The organism is Pseudomonas sp. S2_B07 (assembly GCF_054668435.1).
In genome coordinates this window covers 1,321,448-1,344,065 of sequence record NZ_CP162769.1, presented here as the reverse complement: position 1 = coordinate 1,344,065, position 22,618 = coordinate 1,321,448, and the positions used below count along the sequence as shown (strand labels likewise).

The 22,618-nt window shown below is 57.9% G+C and carries 22 protein-coding genes and 2 pseudogenes; 10 read left to right on the top strand and 14 right to left on the bottom strand.

What is annotated here, in order from left to right; genetic code table 11:
- The first annotated feature begins 46 nt into the window (after positions 1-46).
- A complete protein-coding gene (locus AB4N43_RS06200; RefSeq protein ID WP_027921463.1) occupies positions 47-1,069 on the top strand; it encodes an ABC transporter permease in 1,023 nt (340 codons plus the stop codon).
- 74 nt (positions 1,070-1,143) lie between these two features.
- Here the strand turns inward: AB4N43_RS06200 and AB4N43_RS06195 are convergent, their stop codons facing one another.
- The 11 genes and pseudogenes from AB4N43_RS06195 to AB4N43_RS06145 all read right to left on the bottom strand — a co-directional run bounded on the left by AB4N43_RS06195 (position 1,144) and on the right by AB4N43_RS06145 (position 9,906).
- Entirely contained in the window at positions 1,144-1,545 is a 402-nt protein-coding gene (locus AB4N43_RS06195) for a hypothetical protein (protein ID WP_059181166.1), read from the bottom strand.
- Positions 1,542-1,904: a P-II family nitrogen regulator gene (locus AB4N43_RS06190; RefSeq protein ID WP_460153533.1), complete on the bottom strand. Its 363-nt coding sequence runs from the start codon at positions 1,902-1,904 to the stop codon at positions 1,542-1,544. Before AB4N43_RS06190 ends, AB4N43_RS06195 begins: the two co-directional genes overlap by 4 nt.
- The gene (locus AB4N43_RS06185) at positions 1,901-3,685 is read right to left on the bottom strand and encodes a DUF1538 domain-containing protein (protein WP_460153532.1); all 1,785 of its coding nucleotides are present in this window, start codon (positions 3,683-3,685) and stop codon (positions 1,901-1,903) included. Before AB4N43_RS06185 ends, AB4N43_RS06190 begins: the two co-directional genes overlap by 4 nt.
- Before the next feature lie 141 nt (positions 3,686-3,826).
- Positions 3,827-4,261: pseudogene (locus AB4N43_RS06180) on the bottom strand (response regulator); the annotation flags it as partial.
- A gap of 75 nt (positions 4,262-4,336) precedes the next feature.
- Entirely contained in the window at positions 4,337-4,837 is a 501-nt protein-coding gene (locus tag AB4N43_RS06175; protein WP_027921460.1) for an outer membrane beta-barrel protein, read from the bottom strand.
- 295 nt (positions 4,838-5,132) lie between these two features.
- Positions 5,133-6,095 carry a helix-turn-helix domain-containing protein gene (locus AB4N43_RS06170; RefSeq protein ID WP_027921459.1) on the bottom strand — a complete coding sequence of 321 codons (963 nt, stop codon included), beginning with the start codon at positions 6,093-6,095 and terminating at the stop codon, positions 5,133-5,135.
- Positions 6,092-6,463 (bottom strand): hypothetical protein, encoded by a 372-nt coding sequence (locus AB4N43_RS06165; RefSeq protein ID WP_050590121.1) that lies wholly within the window; start codon positions 6,461-6,463, stop codon positions 6,092-6,094. The genes AB4N43_RS06170 and AB4N43_RS06165 overlap by 4 nt, the downstream gene beginning before the upstream one ends.
- Positions 6,464-7,047: 584 nt before the next feature.
- A complete protein-coding gene (locus tag AB4N43_RS06160) occupies positions 7,048-7,527 on the bottom strand; it encodes a hypothetical protein (RefSeq protein ID WP_027921458.1) in 480 nt (159 codons plus the stop codon).
- Positions 7,524-8,357: a transcriptional regulator gene (locus tag AB4N43_RS06155; protein ID WP_027921457.1), complete on the bottom strand. Its 834-nt coding sequence runs from the start codon at positions 8,355-8,357 to the stop codon at positions 7,524-7,526. The genes AB4N43_RS06160 and AB4N43_RS06155 overlap by 4 nt, the downstream gene beginning before the upstream one ends.
- A gap of 302 nt (positions 8,358-8,659) precedes the next feature.
- Positions 8,660-9,121: a hypothetical protein gene (locus AB4N43_RS06150; RefSeq protein WP_027921455.1), complete on the bottom strand. Its 462-nt coding sequence runs from the start codon at positions 9,119-9,121 to the stop codon at positions 8,660-8,662.
- Positions 9,122-9,225: 104 nt separating this feature from the next.
- The gene (locus AB4N43_RS06145) at positions 9,226-9,906 is read right to left on the bottom strand and encodes a DUF3313 domain-containing protein (protein WP_027921454.1); all 681 of its coding nucleotides are present in this window, start codon (positions 9,904-9,906) and stop codon (positions 9,226-9,228) included.
- Between the two features lie 285 nt (positions 9,907-10,191).
- Here AB4N43_RS06145 and AB4N43_RS06140 point away from each other — a divergent pair, with 285 nt between their 5' ends.
- The 7 genes from AB4N43_RS06140 (at position 10,192) to AB4N43_RS06110 (ending at position 16,583) form a co-directional block, all read left to right on the top strand.
- On the top strand, positions 10,192-11,172 hold the full coding sequence (locus tag AB4N43_RS06140) for a quinone oxidoreductase family protein (protein ID WP_027921453.1): 981 nt from the start codon (positions 10,192-10,194) through the stop codon (positions 11,170-11,172).
- A 13-nt stretch (positions 11,173-11,185) separates the two neighbouring features.
- Positions 11,186-12,034, top strand: a complete 849-nt coding sequence (locus tag AB4N43_RS06135; protein ID WP_027921452.1) for a TauD/TfdA dioxygenase family protein — start codon at positions 11,186-11,188, stop codon at positions 12,032-12,034.
- Positions 12,035-12,118: 84 nt separating this feature from the next.
- Positions 12,119-13,171, top strand: coding sequence for a beta-keto acid cleavage family enzyme (locus tag AB4N43_RS06130; protein WP_027921451.1), 1,053 nt, complete (start codon positions 12,119-12,121; stop codon positions 13,169-13,171).
- 91 nt (positions 13,172-13,262) lie between these two features.
- Positions 13,263-14,594, top strand: coding sequence for an MFS transporter (locus AB4N43_RS06125; RefSeq protein WP_460153528.1), 1,332 nt, complete (start codon positions 13,263-13,265; stop codon positions 14,592-14,594).
- A complete protein-coding gene (locus AB4N43_RS06120; RefSeq protein ID WP_027921449.1) occupies positions 14,591-15,253 on the top strand; it encodes a DsbA family oxidoreductase in 663 nt (220 codons plus the stop codon). Before AB4N43_RS06125 ends, AB4N43_RS06120 begins: the two co-directional genes overlap by 4 nt.
- Positions 15,250-15,576 (top strand): Rieske (2Fe-2S) protein, encoded by a 327-nt coding sequence (locus AB4N43_RS06115; RefSeq protein WP_027921448.1) that lies wholly within the window; start codon positions 15,250-15,252, stop codon positions 15,574-15,576. The genes AB4N43_RS06120 and AB4N43_RS06115 overlap by 4 nt, the downstream gene beginning before the upstream one ends.
- Positions 15,573-16,583 carry a YeiH family protein gene (locus tag AB4N43_RS06110; protein WP_027921447.1) on the top strand — a complete coding sequence of 337 codons (1,011 nt, stop codon included), beginning with the start codon at positions 15,573-15,575 and terminating at the stop codon, positions 16,581-16,583. The genes AB4N43_RS06115 and AB4N43_RS06110 overlap by 4 nt, the downstream gene beginning before the upstream one ends.
- A gap of 320 nt (positions 16,584-16,903) precedes the next feature.
- Here the strand turns inward: AB4N43_RS06110 and AB4N43_RS06105 are convergent, their stop codons facing one another.
- The 3 genes and pseudogenes from AB4N43_RS06105 to AB4N43_RS06095 form a co-directional block, all read right to left on the bottom strand.
- Entirely contained in the window at positions 16,904-17,134 is a 231-nt protein-coding gene (locus AB4N43_RS06105) for a DUF7683 domain-containing protein (RefSeq protein WP_027921446.1), read from the bottom strand.
- Positions 17,131-18,108: pseudogene (locus AB4N43_RS06100) on the bottom strand (colicin E3/pyocin S6 family cytotoxin); the annotation flags it as partial. The gene AB4N43_RS06105 and the pseudogene AB4N43_RS06100, both read right to left, overlap by 4 nt.
- 382 nt (positions 18,109-18,490) lie before the next feature.
- The gene (locus AB4N43_RS06095; protein WP_027921443.1) at positions 18,491-19,525 is read right to left on the bottom strand and encodes an AraC family transcriptional regulator; all 1,035 of its coding nucleotides are present in this window, start codon (positions 19,523-19,525) and stop codon (positions 18,491-18,493) included.
- A 353-nt stretch (positions 19,526-19,878) separates the two neighbouring features.
- Between AB4N43_RS06095 and AB4N43_RS06090 the strand changes: the two genes are divergently transcribed.
- Together AB4N43_RS06090 and AB4N43_RS06085 are read left to right on the top strand one after the other, a co-directional pair.
- Positions 19,879-20,445, top strand: coding sequence for an RBBP9/YdeN family alpha/beta hydrolase (locus tag AB4N43_RS06090; RefSeq protein ID WP_460153524.1), 567 nt, complete (start codon positions 19,879-19,881; stop codon positions 20,443-20,445).
- A gap of 128 nt (positions 20,446-20,573) precedes the next feature.
- Complete coding sequence (locus AB4N43_RS06085) at positions 20,574-22,577, top strand: DUF1302 domain-containing protein (RefSeq protein ID WP_410921878.1); 2,004 nt, start codon at positions 20,574-20,576, stop codon at positions 22,575-22,577.
- The last annotated feature ends 41 nt before the right edge of the window (positions 22,578-22,618 follow it).

The window sequence follows — 22,618 nt, the reverse complement described above, 5'->3', positions numbered from 1 at the left end:
AGCAAGTTCCCTCGCCACACTGATTTCATTTGAAGGGTGAGTGGTTATGAACGCGATACTGGAAAACAAACCGGCAACCGCACAGGTCAAGAGTCGCCGGCGCTTTCCGACCGAGCTGAGCATCTTCCTGGTGCTGATTGGCATCGGCCTGGTGTTCGAGATTTTCGGCTGGATCGTGCGCGACCAGAGCTTTCTGATGAACTCCCAGCGGCTGGTATTGATGATCCTGCAAGTGTCGATCATCGGTCTGCTGGCGATTGGCGTGACTCAGGTCATCATCACCACCGGTATCGACCTGTCGTCTGGTTCGGTGCTGGCCTTGTCGGCGATGATCGCGGCCAGCCTGGCGCAGACCTCTGATTTTACTCGGGCGGTATTCCCGTCGCTGACTGACTTGCCGGTGTGGATCCCCGTGATTGTCGGGCTCGGTGTCGGACTGCTGGCGGGGGCCATCAACGGCAGCATCATTGCGATCACCGGGATTCCACCGTTCATTGCCACCTTGGGCATGATGGTCTCTGCCCGTGGCCTGGCGCGTTACTACACCGAAGGCCAGCCGGTGAGCATGCTATCGGATTCCTACACGGCCATTGGTCATGGCGCGATGCCGGTGATCATTTTTCTGGTAGTGGCGGTGATCTTCCACATCGCACTGCGCTACACCAAGTACGGTAAATACACCTATGCCATCGGTGGCAACATGCAGGCGGCGCGGACGTCCGGTATTAACGTCAAGCGCCATCTGGTCATTGTCTACAGCATTGCCGGGTTGCTGGCAGGACTGGCGGGCGTGGTGGCTTCGGCCCGTGCTGCCACTGGGCAGGCCGGGATGGGCATGTCCTATGAGCTGGACGCGATTGCCGCAGCGGTCATCGGCGGGACCAGCCTGGCGGGCGGGGTTGGACGCATCACCGGCACGGTCATCGGCGCACTGATTCTTGGCGTGATGGCCAGCGGGTTCACGTTCGTCGGCGTCGATGCTTACATCCAGGACATCATCAAGGGCTTGATCATCGTGGTCGCAGTGGTCATCGACCAATACCGCAACAAGCGCAAACTCAAGCGCTGAAATGGACTGCGAACAGCGGGAGCCTGTTCTGGCTCTCGCTTCCCAATACCCCGATCGTTGATCGATTGGGGGGGTTATTGGCGCTCCGAGCGAATGGGTATCGCTCCTTGCTCTTCCGCTACTCCCTCAGGCATCGCCACTGCCGTAGCGAAATTTAACGCCGTCATGTACATCAACCCTCTGCCAGGCTCGGTCAGCCTGGCGTTTACGCATATGAAGTCGAACACCTCTTCAGCCTGGGCTACTTCCACCACCACATTGACTACCCGGGTGAGCACCGCCTCTGGCACTTCGTCGCGGGGTGCTTTGGCGGCCTGCAGTATGGCCACGCCTCGGCAATTGACGCTGTCCGCGCGGGTAATGCCATGTGTCTCTCGCAATAGCTGCAGCAGCGTGCGCTCAGTGCCATCGTCGGGCAACACGCAGGTAATGAGTTTTGCAGCCCCACCCGGTACGCCTGCGACCACCAGACTCACGAGGCACTCTCCTGTTTCAGCATCTCGCGGGGGATGTAGGTCGCCACTTTTTCCACGGGGGTCGCATAGATCATTCCAGCTCCGGGAACATTCAAATTGGCCGCGTGATAGATCGCCTCCAGTACCGCATCCTGGTAGTCGGCGGCGACCAGCAGGCTCACCACTTCCTTCTCCGCATCGATGGCGATGCTGAGCAGGCCGAGTCGCTCACGGGGGCCGATCCCGTTGGCGTGGTAGACGATGGCACCTGGCGCGCCCATGCCCTGGGCCGCACGGATCACCAGATCTGCGCGCCCGACGGGGACAATGCAGGTGATCAGTGCAACGTCAGTGAGGTAGGTAATTCCTTCAGCTTTCATCCTGCTTCTCCCGTGCCCATTAATTGCTTCGCAGGTTGTTCCGCGGCGGCCTTTGTCTGTCTCCACAATTGGAAACGCGCCCACTGTCCGAGGAGCATGACGCTGATGACCGGGCCGACGGAGGCCATGCAAAGAATGCCGAAACCCTCGACGGCGTTGGTCGCATTGCCCAGTCCCAGGCCCATGGCCAGAACGAGCGGAACGGTGATCGGCCCCGTGGTGACACCTGCGCTATCCCAGGCCACGTTGACAAATTCTTCGGTCGAAAAAATCGTCAGTACCACCGCGAACAGGTAGGGCGGCACCACCAGCCAGACCAGTGGCAGGCCGAACACCAACTTGGCCACACCCACGGCAATGCCGCAGGCGACACCTATCGATACAGCACGGATAAGGCCGCGCTTGCGGATAAAACCGTTGGTCAGTGTCTCGGCGGTGACGCCGAGCGCATTCAGCGCGGGTTCGGCGACGGTCGCCCCATACCCGAGCACCCAGGCGAAAACCAGGGCCAGTACCAACCCCACCTCATACCGGTAGAGCGGGGAGTCGTCCGAACCCGGCGTCTGCATGAAGGCCGCTGGAATCAGCGAGCCCGCACTGCCTCCCAGCTTGGACAGGCCATAGGTCAGACCGAGATTAAACAGGCACATGCCCACCACAGTCAGGGCGATGCCGAGGAAGATCTCGCCGCGCCGTGGCAGGCTTTGGCGCAGCAGCAGTTTCAGGACGATCAGCAGGAATATCACCAGCGGCACGATGGCCCGCAGCCCGGAAACGATCTCCAGTCCGGGGCTGACGGTGTGCCAGTCAGCCGCCAGTTGTCCGGCGCTGGCCGCCGCCTGCGCCGCGGCGATGATGTCTGCCGGCGAAGAGATGGCCGCGACGTACAGGCCCAGCAGCATGACGCCGATCACGGGAAACAATGAGGCGAGGGTGACAATACCGAATCCGGACAGCCCGGAACCGCCCTTGCCGGCAGCCGCTGCGATGCCGATGCCCAACGCCAGCACCAGCGGGACAGTGACCGGCCCGGTGGTGACCGCGCCGGCATCCCAGGCCAGGCCGATAATCTTTGCCAGCTCAGGATCACTGCTCATGTACACCGTCAGCAGCAGAACGGGCGCCAGTGATAAATAGATCAGCGGCTTCAGGCTCCAGCCGTAGAGGAAGCGCAGCGTGCCGATGACAGCTGCCAGACCGACACTGGCCCCCACCACCAGAACCAGTGCGCTGGTCCATTGATTGAGGATCGCCCAGAGGTAGGGCGCGCGCTCTGCCGAAACGTTCTGCCCGGCGGCGCGCAGCGCACCGATAGCGGGCTCGGCGAACGTCACCCCGATGCCCAGCAGCAGGGTCACCAGCAACACCACTGGCAGCGATAACTTGCGCGGAAGGTTGCTGCCGATGATTTCGCCGAAAGGCATCAGGCCAAGTTTCAGGCCTTCCATGAACAGCATCAGTCCGACGATGACGGCGAACAGGCCTGCCGTGACAAGCACCGAGTCCTCAACCAACTGGCGCAGGATGATGATCTGAAACAGCACCAGGTACAGGGCCAGCGGCACCACGGCGCTAAGCTGCTCCATAAAACGGACATTGAGATAAGGCTTGAGGATGGCGGCGATCTCGCCGCCACGTAATTTCACTGCTTTGTAAGGGGCGGCCTGCCAGTGGCCATCGGCATCGCGAACCGGTGCGCAGACCAGTTCACGCATGGGAATTTCGCGGCGACCTGCTCCGATCTTATGCAAGTATTCGGCGTAACGAATGGTGTCTTTCATAGAGTCATCTGTTGAGGTTGATCTACGGGTGTTCGACCATCAGGCGGTCTCGTCTTTGTCGCGGTGTTCCCAGACCTCCGTTGAGTCATCAGCGTAGCAGGGGAGATGAGGAGTGACTCGATGTGAGCCCGTTCCCTTGAAACCCAGTTCGAACTGAACCAGGTTAATCAACTCGTACGCATCAATCGGCTTCAACAGAAAGTCGACCACATTCAAATGCATGGCCTCAATGGCATCTCGAACCTCTGCATCTCCGGAAACGATCACAACGGGCAGATCCGCCCACTCGGACTTGCGGATCTCGCGAATCAACGCCAAGCCACCCAGCGGATACATATGCAAGTCAGTAATCACCAGCCCGATCGAACTGTCGATTTCCAACAAACACAAAGCCTCGGCGACACTGTCAGCCGTCACACACGCGACGCCATTGACTTGAAGGATTTCGGCCAGCAACTCGCGTGTGGCGTCGTCATCGTCGACGATCAAGGCTGTTTGAAGTGGCAATCCCGGGGCCTGAATGGCGGCGTTGATTGCCGCTCGCTCGGCGTCACTTAAAAGGTCGTAGTCGATCATCGGCTTCTTGGTCGGGAAGAGGGTTTCGAGGGTTTGAATCGAGCGACCCACAGGGCCGCTCAATTCAACTGCGCATTACCAGAGAATGTAAGCAGAGGCCGTTGTTTGATTCAGATCGATTTCACCAACTTCCAGTACTTCATATTCGGCACGGATACCAATGTTGCGAAATACATCAAATTCAACGCCGGCCCCGTAGGTCAGGTCCACGCCAGTGTCGTCATCGCTGGCATTACCGTCAGCATCCCAAGCGTGAGCACCGACACTACCGAACACTCGCACGCGATCGCCTATCGGAAAGCCGATATGGGCCGCGGCCTGAACTGACTTGCCATCGAAATCAAGATCCTTGTCTTCGAATTGGCCGAGATCAACAAATGCGCCTTCGAACGCGAGATAACTGTTGAGGCGATAGCCTGCAAAAACCTTATAGCTGGTGTCGTCATCGCTCAGCTGGGATTTGTCGGTTTCAATGCTGCTGACGCCGGCGCCAAGATACAAACCCTTGTCATCCGCCAATGCCTGAAAAGACAGTAACGAAAGCAGCGAAACGAAGCCAAGGTTTCGAAATAACATGTGAGGTGAAGTCCTTCTACAGGTTGTCGGTGGTGAGGTGAACGCCAAGAATTTGAGTGATCGCGAAGGTTGATAGAAATCAATGATTGATATTTTGTGTGCGTTATAAGCTGTCAATCAGCCAGGCTAACGCGACGCCACATAGGTACGCGGCCAGGCAAAAGAAGATCTTTTGTTTGAGCGGTAATGAATTCAATCGATAGCGCATGCTGGTCCCTTCGGCTGAGAAATAAGCAATGTTGGCCATTCGGGGGAGCGGAGAAAAATTAATGATTGTTATTTTTTGATCTGGCGCTTATCGAAGTTGCAGTTTGGATGAGTGGCGCCGGGCGGTTTCCGAAGGCACTTCCCCATAAGCATCGTGATACGCCTTGGAAAACCTGCTCAGGTGGTGGAAGTTCCAATACATGGCCGTTTCGGTGACCGTTGGCCAAGTGTTGCGGATCAAGTCTCGGCGAACATTGGCGAGCCTTACATTTCTAATGTAGGCAATCGGCGTCACGCCGAACGTTTCAACGAAACCATGATGCAAGGTACGAGTCGTCGTTCTGAGTTGTTTGACCAGCGCTTTCATGCACAGCGCTTTTTTTGCATTGGCGTGGATGTATTCGATGGCTTCTATCGCCACCCTTCTTCGGGTCGGGGTTTTAAGCGCGGAGCGCCCAACCGGCGTGAGTGCCCGCAGCAGCGAAGTCAGCAATGCACTTTCAATGCCTGAAGCTTTCGAGCTGTCACGCTGTTTTAAAGAAGGGGTTTTGACGTCGATTGCGTAAGCGCTGATGGCTTGAATGGCAGACTGTATTAATTTGAAGTTGGCCACCTGAAAGCGCTGTTCCTTTCGATTGGCCAGGACGTCGATCGCGGGATGATTTTCCAGGCACTGGGCATAGTGTTCCAGCGTCGTGGTCAGGGTGAACAGCGTTTCATTCGGCTCACAGGTGTAACGCACGGGTTCATCGCTGTGCAGCGCGATGATTTCGTTGGGGCGCAGTTCATGATCATTGACGATGGGGCGGCCAACGGAAGTCTGTGAAATGGCAAAGCTTACACAGCCATGAGGCACAGAGCTGATCATCGTGACCGCCGAATCAAACTCCAGCCGACTGCATTGCACTCGGGGGCTATGCATGAGTTTGTGCTGTCGAATGTTCGCCTCATGTTCTGAGGTGATGAGGTTAATCTCCCATCGGCCAATGGTTCTATTGGCGTTGTCCGCAGGAGTAGCGGTTACATGAAAGACTTCATCAGGGATGCTCATGGAATTGAAGGCTCTTCAGCTAAATGGACGGTGCCAGGCGATGCCGGCATAAGCTCCAGCGCCGCGGCAAAAACGTACGCGTCGCTCAGGGGGGTATCCACCAGGCTCTGAAGTTTGCACGGCGCTAGCTTCGACCCGAAAATGGCCGATGTTTCACTGGCCGGGCCGATCGCGGCGGCATCAAAGGCAAAAAAATCGTCGACTCGATAGTCTGTGCAAATCTTGTAACGAGAGTGCTCATCGTCCTGCGACTTCTTGTTGCTTTCAACACGCGTCATGTCGGAATTATAAACTTCCTTGTCATAGGCCATGGCCTTGAGAGAAAGCAATACACCAAACGAAACGGTTGCGAAGTTTTTTAGCTGCATTGACGTGCTTTCCTTGTTAGTGATTTTTCAGTCAGAGCCTGGTGTCAGCCGCATGATGCTCACGGCTTGGTCTGTGGATGATCACGCGCCGGCGATGCTAATTAAAGTCAAAAACTCATATTGCCCAGGGTCAGGCAGTCAAGCGCAGAACAATTATCAAAGCAGGATCAGAGCAGGGTCGTCATTGATGACGTGTTGTGGCGGAGAAGGTCGGGGGGTGTTGTTTGTTCCTTCCTCGTCATGAGATTCATTCTCTGAGTAAATCTGAAGGTGCGACAATTTCAGCTTTTCATTCGGACTCAATTCTATTGAGTAGAAGTCAATCTCGGTGCTGCCGTTGGAGTATTCATCGTGTGCCACTGAATGAAAGGGCAATGCCGCTAGAGACAGGACTGCCAGCATCTTGGTCATCATCGGTATGACGGCTCGCAAAAATGTATGTGTCGGGATAAGCCTGGAGCCGTTGTTGTGCTGAGCGACAGCAGATCGGCTCCGAGAACGGTAGAGGAGGGACTTTGAAGGGGGAGATCGGTTGATACAAATTAGTAATTGTTATTTTTATTATTGACCCGGTTTCAGCAAACTCAGTGATTCATGCAGCGTAGGCGGCCAAGATCATGCACATAAAAACACACGGTGTTTTTATCATTCGTAGGGATCAACTCGTAATTTAGAACGGCGCCTTCTTGCAGAACATATTGACGTCTGAAAAAAAGATCAGGTGTTTTTTCAATCGCAAACAGTTCTGTGTCCTGGCTAAGTTTGACGTTGTTTATTTTTATCTGAACGTGATGGTTGCTTTCGCGAATGATGTCCGCCGTCAGAGTGGCGTTACGAATTTTTCCGTTCAGGCTTTCCAGAGTGGTTTGCGTCAGTCGACCGTGGCCAATGGTCAGATACTCTTCGGTATTGAGCTGATTGAGATCTTCCAGCCATTGACGGGTGATGGTTTGATAACTGATATTTTCCATGTAATAGGATGGCGAATAAACCAGGGAGAAAATGCAAACGGCGTTGATGATTGCCAGCACTGTCCAGTGCGCAATGGGCGGTATTGTTTTCATAGGGTCGTCTCCAGGCATTGGCGGATCATCAATGCGAGGTCTTTTTGATCACTATTTAATTGCAAGTTTACGGTGCTTTCATCCGGGCGAACGCATGAAACGGAATAGTTTGATTTAAACAAGTTCAGCCAGACCTGACCTTTCAAGTTCAGCGAAGCCTGTTGCACCTGTTTAGCTGAAAGATCCCTCAGTGATTCAGCTTCAGCGACGCTATTGCCGACTGCATGGATAGTCAGGTCGTTCTGTTTGAGGCTTGAAACCTCTACATTCCGCGTATCGAAACCAGAGTGGAAACCTGAGTGGAAACCAGCAAATGCGCAGACGCCCAAGGTCAGGACATAACCGACTGACAGCGCCTTCGTCATGTAAGTCGATTGTGTGGTTTTGCCAGGCCGTAGCGGGGCAGGCTGAATATCGGCTGGCGCAAGCTCCTCAGTAACGGGCGCAGAAGGTTGCACGGCTTCCTCTGCAGGCACCGGCAAATCCGTCTGTGCATCGACGACATACTGGCGGTTGAAACAATAACCTCGTCGAGGAACCGTCATCAGAATCTCATGATCCCGACTGTCATTAAGCAGGTTTCTAAGGGAAAAAACGGCCTGATTCAAACTGCCGGAGGCGACGACGCGGTCATTCCAGGTGTAGTCGATGATCTCATCGCGGCTTTTGGTCTGGCCGGGTTCCATCAGCAGCAGGTCCAGCAGACGGGATTCAGCCCGGCCTATCGTGGAACTTTGAACATCGCCATAGGGCGTGGTGATGGAAAGCAAGGCGGTATCGGGGTCGAAAAGGGCCATGGCACCATTTTTCAACTTGAAGGCGTAGCGCATGGGAGTCCTCCGTTCGGCGGTTCTGGCTGAGTATACAGACGGTTTGGATGGGCTGGATTTGACGCGATCCATACGGGTCAGGGAGCTGAACGGCTACAAGCGGACAAGCGCGGAAGGTGCGGAGGGAGCCCTTAGAGACGGCTGGGATAGCGCAAAAAAAGCATCACTGGAATCAAGCAAGGGTAACCCACGGAGTTTCTATCGAGGGCAGTGATGATGCTCGATACGGGTCATCGGCGCTAGCCGAAAACTGCGAGGCAGATTGTTCAGGCGGGCCAGCGCTCCATCAAGGAGCGCCTGGATCAAGGCAAAACGTTATAGCCACGCTGTTGCAGGCAGCTGCTGTACACGGAGTTGTTGGCGGTGACGCTTTGGTCGGTGGCGGCAGCGTCCTGACGGCGCTCCTGGCGTTGTCTGGATCCCCCGATCACCACACCGGCCGCGGCGGCACTGCGCGCATTGTTCTGGCGATAGTCTTGCTTGATATCGTCGTCGACCTGGTCGTAGAGGTTGTCGTGTTGGCGGCCTCGAACCTCCGCGGCAGTGGCTCCGACGACCGCCGCTTTGGTCGCGCCTTTTACCCGACCACCCGATGGCGTTGTGTTTTGGATCGGGAATTGGGCATTGGCCTGAGATTGGCAGGCGCTGGTGTCTTGCTGGATCGTCTGGGAAGTTTGGCTCTTCAGCGGCACCACGGTCACCGCCAATGCCTGCGAACTGGCGAGCAATGCCAGGGCCGATAAGGTAAACGTCAGTATTTTCATCAAACCGGACTCTCGTAAAACGTCGTTTCGTGGCCTTACAGTTTGTTCAGGCCAGAGGCTGAAACCCCATGCGCGTCTACTCGCAATGGGGTACTCCGCGGGGGTTACTGCTTGGAAAGCAGTGCGTGAATGTCGTTCGTCACGTCTTTAAGTGCGACCTTGAAGTCATTGGCAGCGATAGGCTGGCTGGCGTTTTTCAACGTCGCGCCGAACACCTTGCGTACCACCTTGGCGACTGCCAAACCGGTGTTGGCGTCGACCAGGTCGGCTTCAATAAACATCTCCGCCGTTTGATCGCGATGGCCGGTAGCGGCTTGAGTGGCCCCGATAATCCCGCCGATTGGAACGGCCTCATACCAATGCATGCCCTCGTTGTTGGCGCTGACATGGGTAATCGCCGCCTGCAAGATCAAGGTCCGCGAAGCGGCCGGTGCCTGTTTTGCAGTCGAGACAATGGTGTAGGAGGGGGCCAGGGCAGTCTTGATACTGTTGCTGGCCATCGTCTGCACGTCTTGCAGGGTTTTCAGGTTGACGCGTTCGGTCGGTTTCGGCGCCGGATACAGCTCTACTTCCTTGAACACGACAGTGGAATAGGCGTGAGGATCAAACCCGGGCGACACCCAGCGCAGCACTTTCTGTTCGCTCGGCGTCGTTTGTTCTTCCAGCCCCTGATAATTGGCCAGGAAGCCCGAATACTGCTCTTGCTGCGCCACTTTCGAGACGCAGCCGACCTGAAACACGCAGCTCAAGGCGATACCCGCAATCCATTTATTCGACATGCTCATGTGTTCTGTTCTCAAGTGATGAAAGTTGTCATTCAGGTTCCGGCAAAGCGGGGCGCATGCTGCCCGCACTGACTGGATAATCCGAATCAATAACCCTCAAAAACTATTAAACACGGCCGCCGGCGCATCTCCGGCCCTCAACCCGAATCTTTCCTCAAGGCGTGTGTCATGAAATGAAAAGCCATTGTCGTCTGATGAGAAGCGGTTCCCAGGGCGGCATCCTACAGTCCAATCAGCGCATTTCGACGCAGCAAGCCAACATTGCAGATTGGAGAATAAGAAATCATGGCCAAAGCCGTACGCTTCTACGAAACCGGTGGTCCCGAAGTCCTTCGCTATGAAGACGTGGAAGTCGGCGATCCCGGTCCAGGCCAGGTTCGTCTTCGTCATGTGGCGGTCGGCTTGAACTATGCCGACACTTACTTCCGCAATGGCACCTATCCGATCCCTATGCCCAACGGAATGGGGGTTGAGGCTTCCGGTGTGGTTCAGGCCGTCGGGGAAGGCGTGACCAATGTGCAAGTGGGGGATCGCGTCACCTACACCGGTTTTCTCAATACCCTGGGTGCCTACAGCACCGAGCGTCTGATCGCGGCCGCACCGCTGATCAAGTTGCCGGAAACTATCAGCTTCGAAACCGCCGCCGCCATGACCATGCGCGGCCTGACCTCGTCGTACCTGATGCGCCGCATCTACGACTTCAAGGCGGGTGACACTATTTTGCTGCACGCCGCTGCCGGTGGTGTCGGCCTGATCGTTTCGCAGTGGGCCAAGTTGCTCGGCGTGAACGTCATCGGCACCGTATCCACCGAGGCCAAGGGCGAAATTGCCCTGGCTCACGGTTGCAGCCATGTCATCAACTACAGCCATGAAGACGTCGCCCAACGCGTTCGTGAAATGACCGACGGCGTGGGTGTCAACGTGGTGTTCGACAGCGTTGGCAAAAACACCTTCGAGGGTTCGCTGGATTCGCTCAAGCGTCGCGGCCTGATGGTGTGTGTCGGGACTGCATCCGGTCCGATTCCGCCGTTCAATCCAGCGCTGCTGGCGATGAAGGGCTCGCTGTACATGACGCGCCCGGCCCTGGCTGACTACATCGCCGATCCGGCGGAAAAAGCCGAGCTGGCCGGCGAGCTGTTCGACCACGTCGGCAGCGGTCGCATCAAGATCGAAATCAACCAGCACTATGCCTTGCAAGACGCCGTCCAGGCCCATCGCGACCTGGAGTCACGCAAGACCACTGGTTCGTCGATTTTCGTCATTTAAGGAGCTGCCAGCCATGAAAGTCGAACAATTGACCTGCAGCATTGGCGCCGAGCTGATCGGCGTCAACCTGGCCGACGCGGTGCATGACGACGGTCTGTTTGCCGAGATTCGTGCCCAGCTGCTCAAGCATCGGGTGGTGTTCCTGCGCGATCAGGACATCAGCCGTGCCGACCACGTGGCCTTCGCCCGTCGTTTCGGCGAGCTGGAGGATCACCCGGTGGCCGGCAGCGACCCGGATCACCCGGGGCTGGTGCGCATCTACAAAAATCCGGACCAGCCAATGGACCGCTACGAGAACGCCTGGCACACCGACGCCACCTGGCGCGAAGCCCCGCCGATGGGCTGTGTACTGCGTTGCGTAGAGTGCCCGCCTGTGGGCGGTGACACCATGTGGGCCAACATGGTCCTGGCCTATGCGAACTTGCCGGAAGACGTAAAGGTCAAGATCGCCGACCTGCGCGCCCGCCACAGCATCGAAGCGAGCTTCGGTGCCGCCATGCCGATTGAAAAACGCCTGGCGCTCAAGGCGATGTACCCGGACGCCGAACACCCGGTGGTGCGCACCCACCCGGAAACTGGCGAGAAAGTGCTGTTCGTCAACGCTTTCACGACGCACTTCAGCAACTACCACACCCCTGAGCGGGTGCGCTTCGGTCAGGACGCCAACCCTGGCGCCGGCGAGTTGCTGCGTTACCTGATCAGCCAGGCGTACATCCCTGAGTATCAGGTTCGCTGGCGCTGGAAGCCGAACAGCATCGCCATCTGGGACAACCGCAGCACCCAGCATTACGCGGTCATGGATTACCCGCCGTGCCATCGCAAGATGGAACGCGCCGGGATTATTGGCGACAAGACGTTCTGATCGATCCCCTCTGAATTTTGTACTCGTAGACGCGCCTGCCAGGCATGACCGGCAGGCGGACAATCATAAAAACTGGAGTTACTCATGCAATTCTTCGACGATTCCCTGCACCCGGAAAACATGGAAAAAGTGGTCATCACCGTGGCCCCGTACGGCCCTGAGTGGATGCCCGAAGATTTCCCGGAAGACATCCCGCTGACCATGGACGAGCAAGTCCAGAAAGCGGTCGAGTGCTATGAAGCCGGCGCGACCGTGCTGCACCTGCACGTACGTGAACTGGACGGCAAGGGTTCCAAGCGCCTGTCCAAGTTCAACGAATTGATTGCCGGCGTCCGTGAAGCGGTGCCGGACATGATTATCCAGGTCGGCGGTTCGATTTCCTTCGCACCGGAAAGCGATGGCGAAGCCGCGCTGTGGTTGTCCGACGATACCCGCCACATGCTGGCCGAGCTGACGCCAAAACCGGATCAGGTCACGGTGGCGATCAACACCACCCAGATGAACATCATGGAATTGCTGTATCCGGAATACCTGGAAGGCACTTCCCTGGCCAACCCTGCCTACCAGGCGGCCTACAGCGAAATGACCGTACCGGCCGGCCCGGCCTGGGTTATCGAGCACCTCAAGCGTCTGATGGACAATGATATCCAGCCGCACTTCCAGCTGACCGGCATGCACGCTTTGGAAACGCTGCAGCGCATGGTGCGCAAGGGTCTCTACAAAGGTCCATTGAACCTGACCTGGATCGGCATCGGCGGCGGTTTCGACGGCCCGAATCCATTCAACTTCTTCAACTTCATCCACCGCGTACCGGACGGCTGCACCCTGACCTCCGAGTCGCTGCTCAAGAACGTGCTGCCGTTCAACACCATGTCGATGGCCATGGGAATGCACCCGCGCGTGGGCAACGAAGACACTATCATTGATCACAAGGGCGAGCGTTTTGGTTCGGTTGCCCAGATCAAGCAAACCGTGCGCATTGCTCATGAACTGGGACGTGAAATCGCTACCGGTAAAGAAGCTCGCGAGATTTATCGCATCGGTGTGAAGTACGACACCATCGAAGAAACACTGTTGGCCAACGGCATGGCCCCCAACCGCAAGGCTGGGCAAAAAGGTGTGCCGCAACGCGGCTGACCGACAGCGGGAGCGAGGGGGGTAGACCCCTCGCTCGCTGCAGTGAAACACGCTCGATAACAACAATAAAATAATGTTTCGAGGAGGCTGCATGGCCTTTCACCCTATCGCCGCCGACGATGACGACACCAGTGGTGTCGGTGTTGCGCGCAAATATGCCTGGATCGTCTTCGCACTGACGTTCGGCCTGTTGATTTCCGATTACATGTCCCGCCAAGTGCTGAACGCGGTATTCCCGATGCTCAAGGGCGAGTGGGCCCTGACGGACGGCCAGCTGGGTTTGCTCAGCGGCGTGGTGGCCTTGATGGTCGGCCTGCTGACGTTTCCGCTGTCGTTGATAGCTGACCGCTTCGGCCGGGTTAAAAGCCTGGCGCTGATGGCGTTGCTGTGGAGTCTGGCCACGCTGGGTTGTGCGCTGGCGCAGGACTACCAGCAAATGTTTATCGCCCGCTTCATGGTGGGTGTCGGTGAGGCTGCGTATGGCAGCGTCGGTATTGCCGTGGTGATTTCGGTGTTTCCGAAACACATGCGGGCCACCCTGGCCAGTGCCTTTATGGCGGGCGGGATGTTCGGTTCGGTGTTAGGCATGGCGTTAGGCGGCGCTATCGCGGCCAAGCTCGGCTGGCGCTGGTCGTTTGCCGGCATGGCCCTGTTTGGTCTGCTGCTGGCGGTGCTTTACCCGATCATCGTCAAGGAAGCGCGCATTGCCCCGCAACGCGCCGCCCAGGCGGGCAAAAAAGCCGTCGCGGTGGTCAAGCGTCCATTGCGCACGCTGTGCTCCAGCCCTTCGGTGATTGCGGCTTACATCGGCAGTGGCTTGCAACTGTTCGTGGGCGGCACCGTGATTGTGTGGATGCCCAGCTACCTCAATCGCTATTACGACATGGCGCCGGACAAGGCGGGCGGTGTCGCGGCGATCATCGTCCTGTGCAGCGGTGCCGGGATGATCCTGTGCGGCATGCTCAGTGATCGCATGTGTCGTCAGTCGGCCGAACGCAAGGTCGCTTTGGCCATCGCGTATTGCCTGGGCAGTTGCCTGCTGCTGTCGGCGGCGTTTGCCTTGCCGCCGGGACCTGCGCAATTGCTGTTGATTTGCCTGGGCATGTTGATTGCCGCCGGCACAACCGGCCCGGCCGGGGCGATGGTTGCCAACCTGACCCACTATTCGGTGCACGGTACGGCGTTTGCCACGCTGACACTGGCCAACAATTTGCTCGGCCTGGCGCCGGGGCCGTTCATCACCGGCAAGGTGTCCGACCTGATCGGTTTGCACGCGGCCTTCCAACTGGTACCGCTGGTGAGTATCGCGGCAGCGGCGGTGTTCTTTTTTGCCAAGTGTCATTACCACAAGGATATCGCCCGGTTGGCGGGTGAACGTGTCAACGATTCTGTAAGTGAAGCTGTGGTAGAGGTGAAGGTGTGAGTGTTCGTTTACGTATAGATGTGTTTTTCGATTTCATCTGCCCTTGGTGCTTGATCGGTAAGCGCCAACTGGAGCGCGCGCAAGCGTTGCTGCACGCGCAGCAACCGGATGTGCTGGTCACCACGGTATGGCACGGGGTGCAGTTGTTGCCTCACCTGCCGGTACAGGGTGAACCGTTCGCCGAGTTCTACCTCAACCGTCTGGGCAGCGCCGAAGCGGTCACCATGCGTCAGGCTCAGGTGCAGCAGGCGGCGAAAGCGGTAGGGGTAGACGTCGACTTGAGTCGCATCACCACCATGCCCAACACCGCGGACGCCCATCGTCTGTTGGCGCATGCCAACTCGCGGGGTAGCACGGCTCAACGCGACCAATTGCTTGAGCGTCTGTTCGCCGCGTACTTCCAGAACGGCGAGGACATCGGTCGCCGCGAGACGTTGATCACCATCGCCCAATCGTGCGGTTACGACGCCGACGCGGTGAGGGACTACCTGAGAGACGAATCCGGTCCCTTTGTCGGTAACGAGGTCGGGGCCTCCAGCGGTGTGCCGAGCTTTCTGTTCGACCGCCAGTTAACGTTGGTCGGCGCGCAGCCTGCCGAGGTGATGCTGAGCGTCATGTACGAAGCGCTGGAACGCCAGCGCATGCAGACCCCGTCATGACGCGTCGTGTCCCGGTGCCTGCCGCAAAACTCCCGCAGGCGGGTGGTCGTGCGCTGTTCGAATTCGAGAACAAAAGCCTCGCGCTGTTCAACGTCGAAGGCGACGTGTTTGCCATCGATGACAGTTGCCCGCACCAGGGCGCTTCGCTGTGCGGCGGGCGCCTGGATGGCCGGGTGATTCAATGCTGCGCCCATGGCCTGCGCTTCGATCTGCGCAGTGGTTACCTGCTCAATTCCACCCAGCTCAAGGTCAACAATTACCCGGTCGAGCTCGTCGACGGCCAGGCTTTTATCGTTATCGCTTCTGAGGAGTCCGCGCCATGAGCGCCATTGCTCTCACCCGTATCCATAGCCGAACACGCGAACTGGCCCCGGGTTTTATCGTCAGTCTGATCGTGGCCGCCGCCGCTTCGTTTTTGTCCGAGCACTACGGTGCACCGGTGATGCTGTTCGCCTTGCTGCTGGGCATGGCGCTGAACTTCCTGGCCGGGGAGGGCGTGTGCAAGGCCGGTATCGAATTTACCGCGCGCACCGTGTTGCGCCTTGGCGTGGCCCTGCTGGGCATGCGCATTACCCTTGAGCAGATTGCCGGTCTGGGCTGGAAGCCAGTGGCGCTGGTAGTGACGCTGGTGGTGGTGACCATTGGCGTTTCGGTGATTGCGGCCAAGATGCTGGGTTTCCAGCGTTTATTCGGCATGCTCACCGGTGGCGCGACGGCGATCTGTGGCGCTTCGGCAGCGCTGGCACTGGCGGCAGCCTTGCCCAATCATCCGCAGAAAGAACGCGCCACACTGTTTACCGTCATTGGCGTGTCGGCCCTTTCGACGATGGCGATGATTGTTTATCCAATGATTGCCAACTGGTTGTCATTGTCACCGCAAATGGCGGGTATTTTCCTCGGCGCCACCATCCACGATGTGGCCCAAGTGGTCGGTGCCGGTTACAGCATGTCGACCGAAACGGGCGACACGGCCACGGTGGTCAAGCTGATGCGAGTCGCCATGCTCCTGCCAGTGATCGTCTGTGCGGCCATGGTCACGCGCATGCAAGGCGCCGAAACGGGCGGCAAGCGACCGCCGCTGCTGCCGTGGTTCGCCGTCGGCTTTCTGCTGCTGGCGTGCATCAACAGTACGGGATGGATAGCGCCCGTCGTTCAAGGCACGGTCAATGACCTGTCGCGTTGGTGCCTGGTGGTGTCCATCAGTGCCCTGGGCATGAAGACTCAGCTCAAGGAGCTGGCCTCCGTCGGCATCAAGCCCATTCTCCTGATGGTGGGGGAGACGGTGTTCCTTGTCGTCCTGGTGCTGCTGTTGCTGCGCTGGGGGTTCTGAGCCCGGTCAACATCCGTTTTATGGCAGCGCCGCACCGGGTTTGACTCCTCAGCACTGTGCGGCTCTCGGTCGGTGTCACAAACGCCGGCTTTTCGCGGCGACTGTATAAGCAGTCGCCGCTTTTTTCGTTGGTTCGAAAACAGTTTGTGATGAGGTAGCTATTGTGGCGAGGGAGCAAGCTCCCTCGCCACAGGGCTGCGGTTACACAGTTGGCTCAATGCTTTTAGCAGCAGCGCTATCTAAAAGGGACGGGTTAAAGAAAATCCCGATCAGGTAATTAGGCCGGGGGGATTTGGCTTGAGAACTGAGCGCGGCTGTATCTAGGCGTTGCAGGTCAGCTGGAATAGATAGGCTGGATCATAAATTTTTTTGCCGAGTATTCCTTCCAACGCACCAAGCTGCTCGGCAGTGAGGTTATATCCCTCCCAGCCTTGTTGGTCCGCCGTCCATCCCATAATCGCTTTCAGCTCGTTATCGTAGCCACTCGGCAATTTTTCTTCGAATGCGATGAGCTCGGTTTTTTTATCAAATGCTTCTATGACGTAAATCATGGTTCCACACTCCTGGTCTTATCTGCGGGTTTGGTCTGCTCGCCCGTAGTTGGATCATATTCACCGAGATGACGACCACGTTTGTCGTACATCTCGACAGCTCCGTGCTGCGAGTCCCATTCGAAAATTATCCCTTTTGGGTTTTTCCATCGCTTCCTAAGTCCGCCACCGCCTTTTATGGGTGTTTTACGATTTGACTTCGTCGCGTCAGGAAAAGCAGTAAGGCCTGTCGGTGCCGGATGGTAATTGTGATCAGAAACACTCACCACAATGTAAACCGGCTTCACCCCCGACCCCACCGGGAACACCAGAATGAAATCCTTGTACTCCGGCGGATACACCGGATTCACTATGATGCTGGCCGCCGCCGGCGTCGGCGGGTACACCCAGATATGCGGCGCCGGTGGTGCCGTTTCCAGCGCAGGAATGCCGAGGATGTCCGAGCCATCCACGGCCGGTGTCCAGATCAGCTCGACGCCATCCCCAAGATCCGCCACCTGCTGACTGCCGCGCAGTGTGAACTGCACAACATCGACCATTTCCCAATCACGGTTTTTGCCGGTGTAAAACCCGTAGCCCTTGAGGCTGCCGTCAGCCTGTTGCTCGACCTGAAGCCTAACGCGGGTTCTGGCCTGTTTGAGGGTACGCAGTTGGTCTTCGGTATAGAGCGCGCTATCACCCAGGCTCGGCGTCCAGAACAAGGCGACGACACCGGCCAATGTCGCGGCTCCGGCAGCGTCAAGGCCCAGAACCGGGGCAGCAAGAGTTGGGGCGCTAAGGGCGAGCCGCCCAATGCCGAGGGAGACGGTACTGCCACTGATGGTTTCGAGATTCAGCAGCCCGGCGTCGTCTACGTCACGAGCGCCGAGCCACGCAATTTTGCCGTAATCCTTGAGGCTATCGGTCGGGACCACACCCGAAGGACTCGAGTAATTAATGATGGCGTCTGACTCCTTGATCATGGGAGCCAGCATCCATCGCTGCTAAACAAAGTGGGTGGCGGCTGTACGCGGGTTAGCAGACCAGGGATCAAGGAACCCGGCGCACCGAAGTGCCCCACGCATAGCCGCCATAACGCAGAGCAACTGACGAAACAGTGTCGGTTGATCAGAGGCGGCACTGACGTGCCTTGATATTTGTCCGAGCTGCTAAACCCGATCGCTGAATTGTCAGCGACCCGGAAACGATAGAGACCCGGACCAAGGCGCACAAGCCGGCGGATTCTGGCGTAGCCGTAGGCAACGGCGCAAGGTCTTGTGGCTTTCCGGAAGTAACCTGGAAGGGTTTTAAACAGGCGCTTTCGGGCGATGTTTAATACCCCGAATTCCCGGGGGGGGACTCAGGGGTTTGGCGGCCTCAGGATTCGTTATGACCCGGGACAGATTTGGCGCTGCCTTGCTTTTGTGCGCGCCACGCTGCCGGTGGCATGCCGAACTGGGTGATGAACCAGCGCGTGAAAGAGCTCGCCATCGAGTACCCGAGCATGTCGGCGATGCGCCCCAGTGAATAATTCGGATTCTCCAGGTAACGCAGGACCAGATCGCGGCGCACGTCGTTGATCAGGTCGTTGAAGGCGCAGCCATCGTCTTTGAGGCGTCGTTGCAGCGTCCGTACGTTCATTCCCTGGGTCTGGGCGATTTGCTCGATGGTGGCGCGACCCATGGGCAGCAGCAGGTAAATGGCCTTGCGCACCTCGAACAGCAACGACTCGCCTTCATGGCTCAGCAACGAGTCGAGGTAGCCCTGAGCGTAACGTGCCATGGCCGGGTCGGCGTGGGGGTTGGTCACGTCCAGGCTGGCATTGGGGCAGACAATGCCATTGAACTCGCTGCCGAACTCCACGGTGCAGCCAAACAGGCGACGATGCAGTTGCAGGTTGTCCGGAGGCTGGTGCGTGAAGTTGACGCTGTAGGGGTGCCAATGCGCGCCGAGCAGGGCGGCGCACAAACGGAACATCACGCCGATGGCCAGTTCGTTGGCTTGCCGTGAAGGCATCGGCGTATCGGTCACGACCTCTTCGCGAATGATCACCATCTTGCCGGCCTCTTCAATGAAGATGGCCAGCGAATCATTCATCAAGTGACGGTAATGCACCACCACCTGCAAGGCTTCGCGCAGTGTGCGCTGGTGCGTGAGCAGCAGGCTGACCACGCCGAAATCCGAGAGCTGGCGTGACTCGGCCATGCTCAGGCCGAAGCTCTGGCAACCACTGGCGACGGCGGAATCTTCCAGCACGCGCACGGCGGAATCGATAGGGATCCGGTGTTCCGGCGCCAGCAACTGAGCCCTGCTCAAGCCGTTGGCAGCCAATACATCACGCGGGTTGAAACCCAGGTAATTAGTGACCTCCAGGTAGTTGGTCAAGACGGCGGCGCGAACAAGCTTGGTCATGCGTGGGTCTTCCCTGGGCCGGTGAGGGTGGAAATGAGCGTGGCGACTATATCCAGCACGTCATGAAATGGAAAGTTGTTGGTTGAGTGTAGTCAGGCGCCCGGTTCTCCCTTTAAACGTAGCCATCTGATCGCGATAAATCCGTCCACGTATTGATTACAGTGGCCTTGGGCAAACCTGCCGTGGTTTTCGACCAGCGGGCACCTCACGTCGACGCCCCCGAATTTGTCATGAAAAGAAAAGCGACTGACGTCTAATGTAAAGCGTCCGGGGTGGGCGCTCTTTAATGTCAGCACTACAAAAACGTCTGACCAATGAGTCAGTCGAGTCATCGAGAAAGCGTAGGTGCTGACGTGGACAAACTGCAAACTGCTGCAACCGTTTTAATCGTACCGGGCTTGCGTGAGCACGTGGCCGAGCATTGGCAGACTTTGCTTGAAGCCAGGCTTGCCAAGGTACGCAGCGTCCCACCGCTTGAAACCGACAAACTCGACTGCGCTGCACGGGTCCGTGCGATCCAGCATGAACTGGAGCAAATCGACGGGCCGGTGATTCTGGTCGCCCACAGTGCCGGCGTATTGATGGTCGCGCACTGGGCCGCGTTGCACAGGCGTCCGATCAAGGGCGCTCTGCTGGCCGCGCCGCCGGACCTCGATGCCACCTGGCCGCAAGGCTACCCTTCTTCCGAATCGCTGCGGTCCCATGGCTGGAATCCGCTACCCGAAGGTCCGCTGCCGTTCCCAAGCCTGGTGATTGGCAGCACCAATGATCACCTGGCCAGTCTCGAAGCCGTCAATCGCATGGCTCGAGGCTGGGGTGCCGAACTGCGCAATCTCGGTGCAGTAGGTCATCTGAACCCGGCTGCAGGATTTGGCCACTGGCCAGAAGCCGAAGCTTTCATTCTCGAGCTGGATCGCTAATTCAGGCGCCGGCTGGCCGCAAGCCAACCGGCATTTGCCCTCAATCCTGAGCAACGCAAAACCCTGGTACAAGGGAATGCGTGAGGGCGGCTGCGCTTAAAACAAATACAAAAGGCGGAGACAACGCAATGCACAACAATAAGAGTCACGGGTTCACGGTTTCGCGTTACACATTGCTGGCCTCAGCCATTCTGGCCGCGTCCATGCCGACCGCCCACGCGGTTGAACTGGATACCGGTAACCCGGACTGGACCGCGCGCATCGATAACACCATCAAGTACAACTACGGTGTGCGCACCGAAAGCGCCGACAAGCGCATGTTGGGGACGCCAAACAACAACGATGGCGACTACAACTTCCGCAAGGCTGGCACCAACATCACCAACCGTATCGACCTGTTGACCGAGATGGACGTGGTCTACAAGAACACCATGGGCTTTCGTGTCAGTGCCGCCAGCTGGTACGACAAGGCGTATGAGAACACCGGCTCCAACTCCAACCCGTTCGTCAACGGCAACGATGCACGCTCCGGCCTGGTCGCCAACGACCCACGCCTGGCTGCCGTCACCAACGACAACGTCGGTTTTGGCAGCCCGCACCTGAGCAACTACGCCCAGCGTTACTACACCGGCCCGTCCGGTGAAATCCTCGATGCATTCGTGTTCTACAGCACTGAAGTGGGCGAAGAATCATTGCTCAGCATGAAGGCCGGTCAGCACAACGTGTTCTGGGGCGAGACCATTCTCAACCCGGTGCATTCGATCAGCTACGGCCAGTCCGGCCTCGACCTCGCCAAGCTGGCGGCGTCGCCTGGCACTGAAGCCAAGGAACTGTTCGTACCGCGTAACCAACTGTCGACGACCTTCACCGTTAACCCTGAGTTGACCATCGGCGCTCAGTATTTCCTCGACTGGGATGCAGCTCGCTTGCCTGAAGCCGGCACCTACTACGGTGGTTCCGATCTGGTGGGTTTCGGCGCGCAATCGTTCCTGTTGGGCAACACCAACGCCGTGGTTCCGGGCAGCCCGCTGGGTTGCGGCCTGGCGCCGTGCAACGGTTTGACCAACGTGGTGCGTGGGCATGACCTGACGCCGCACAGCAGCGGTGACTGGGGCGTCATGGCCAAGTGGTCGCCGGCCTGGCTGGACGGGACGCTCGGCGTCTACTACCGCGAGACGTCGGAAATCCTGCCGCAAGCCTGGCTGGATGCCCGAGGCATATCGTCGGCCAACCCGAACGGCACCCGACCAGCAGGGCAAGTGCCTGCCGTGGTCAACACGCTCAATTCGTTGAACACCGCCACTTATCAACTGGCCTATGCCGACGACATCAAGATTTTCGGCCTGAGCCTGTCCAAGGACGTTGGCGGCGTGAGTGTGGGTTCCGACCTGAACATCCGTCACAACATGCCGCTGGCCAGTATCCCGGCAATCGTCAGCTCCACCAGTCCGTTGGGCCTGGGCAAAGGCCTCGGCCTGTTGCCGGCGCGCACCGATGCCACGGGCGTGATCTACGACACCCCGAGCCGCGGCGACAGCATGAGCGCCACCGGCGAGACGTTGCACTGGACGTTGAACGGTCTGATGACCCTGCCTAAAACGCCGGTGTTCGATCAGGCGACAGTGCTTGCCGAACTGTATTACAGCAACCTGTTGAGCATCGATGACAAAAACAAGGCGCTCTACAAGGGTGAGGACAGCTATCGCGGTATCGACAAACCGACCCGTGATAACTGGGGTATCGCGGTCAACTTCACACCGACCTGGTACCAGGTATTCCCGGGCGTTGACCTCAACGCGCCAATGTCCGTCAACGTCGGCATCGACGGCGTGTCCCCGGTGTCCGGTGGCGGTGCCAAGGACACCGGCAACTATGCCTTCGGCGTGGGTGCCGTTGTGTACAACAAATACTTTGTCGACCTGAAGTATGTGGACTCTTTCGGCCAGACCGAGAAGTGCAATAAAAGCGGCGTGAGTACCGGCCCGACGGGGGGCGACGGCTCTACTCCCAACGCCTTTAGTGGTAACGAAAACTATGCGTGCTACGCCGGTGGCTACTCGTCCTTTTCCGGTGGCGGTGCCACGACTGAGGATCGTGGTGCTGTGTACCTGACAATGAAAACCACCTTTTGATTCATCACTCGCTTACTCGACGTAAGCAGGAGAACCTCAAC

What these genes read in the sequence shown, in the direction of transcription:
- AB4N43_RS06200 (WP_027921463.1), top strand. Translation starts at nt 47, where the DNA reads ATGAACGCGATACTGGAAAACAAACCGGCAACCGCACAGGTCAAGAGT.
- AB4N43_RS06190 (WP_460153533.1), bottom strand. Translation starts at nt 1,904, where the DNA reads ATGAAAGCTGAAGGAATTACCTACCTCACTGACGTTGCACTGATCACC.
- AB4N43_RS06185 (WP_460153532.1), bottom strand. Translation starts at nt 3,685, where the DNA reads ATGAAAGACACCATTCGTTACGCCGAATACTTGCATAAGATCGGAGCA.
- AB4N43_RS06175 (WP_027921460.1), bottom strand. Translation starts at nt 4,837, where the DNA reads ATGTTATTTCGAAACCTTGGCTTCGTTTCGCTGCTTTCGTTACTGTCT.
- AB4N43_RS06170 (WP_027921459.1), bottom strand. Translation starts at nt 6,095, where the DNA reads ATGAGCATCCCTGATGAAGTCTTTCATGTAACCGCTACTCCTGCGGAC.
- AB4N43_RS06165 (WP_050590121.1), bottom strand. Translation starts at nt 6,463, where the DNA reads ATGCAGCTAAAAAACTTCGCAACCGTTTCGTTTGGTGTATTGCTTTCT.
- AB4N43_RS06160 (WP_027921458.1), bottom strand. Translation starts at nt 7,527, where the DNA reads ATGAAAACAATACCGCCCATTGCGCACTGGACAGTGCTGGCAATCATC.
- AB4N43_RS06155 (WP_027921457.1), bottom strand. Translation starts at nt 8,357, where the DNA reads ATGCGCTACGCCTTCAAGTTGAAAAATGGTGCCATGGCCCTTTTCGAC.
- AB4N43_RS06150 (WP_027921455.1), bottom strand. Translation starts at nt 9,121, where the DNA reads ATGAAAATACTGACGTTTACCTTATCGGCCCTGGCATTGCTCGCCAGT.
- AB4N43_RS06145 (WP_027921454.1), bottom strand. Translation starts at nt 9,906, where the DNA reads ATGAGCATGTCGAATAAATGGATTGCGGGTATCGCCTTGAGCTGCGTG.
- AB4N43_RS06140 (WP_027921453.1), top strand. Translation starts at nt 10,192, where the DNA reads ATGGCCAAAGCCGTACGCTTCTACGAAACCGGTGGTCCCGAAGTCCTT.
- AB4N43_RS06135 (WP_027921452.1), top strand. Translation starts at nt 11,186, where the DNA reads ATGAAAGTCGAACAATTGACCTGCAGCATTGGCGCCGAGCTGATCGGC.
- AB4N43_RS06130 (WP_027921451.1), top strand. Translation starts at nt 12,119, where the DNA reads ATGCAATTCTTCGACGATTCCCTGCACCCGGAAAACATGGAAAAAGTG.
- AB4N43_RS06125 (WP_460153528.1), top strand. Translation starts at nt 13,263, where the DNA reads ATGGCCTTTCACCCTATCGCCGCCGACGATGACGACACCAGTGGTGTC.
- AB4N43_RS06115 (WP_027921448.1), top strand. Translation starts at nt 15,250, where the DNA reads ATGACGCGTCGTGTCCCGGTGCCTGCCGCAAAACTCCCGCAGGCGGGT.
- AB4N43_RS06110 (WP_027921447.1), top strand. Translation starts at nt 15,573, where the DNA reads ATGAGCGCCATTGCTCTCACCCGTATCCATAGCCGAACACGCGAACTG.
- AB4N43_RS06105 (WP_027921446.1), bottom strand. Translation starts at nt 17,134, where the DNA reads ATGATTTACGTCATAGAAGCATTTGATAAAAAAACCGAGCTCATCGCA.
- AB4N43_RS06095 (WP_027921443.1), bottom strand. Translation starts at nt 19,525, where the DNA reads ATGACCAAGCTTGTTCGCGCCGCCGTCTTGACCAACTACCTGGAGGTC.
- AB4N43_RS06085 (WP_410921878.1), top strand. Translation starts at nt 20,574, where the DNA reads ATGCACAACAATAAGAGTCACGGGTTCACGGTTTCGCGTTACACATTG.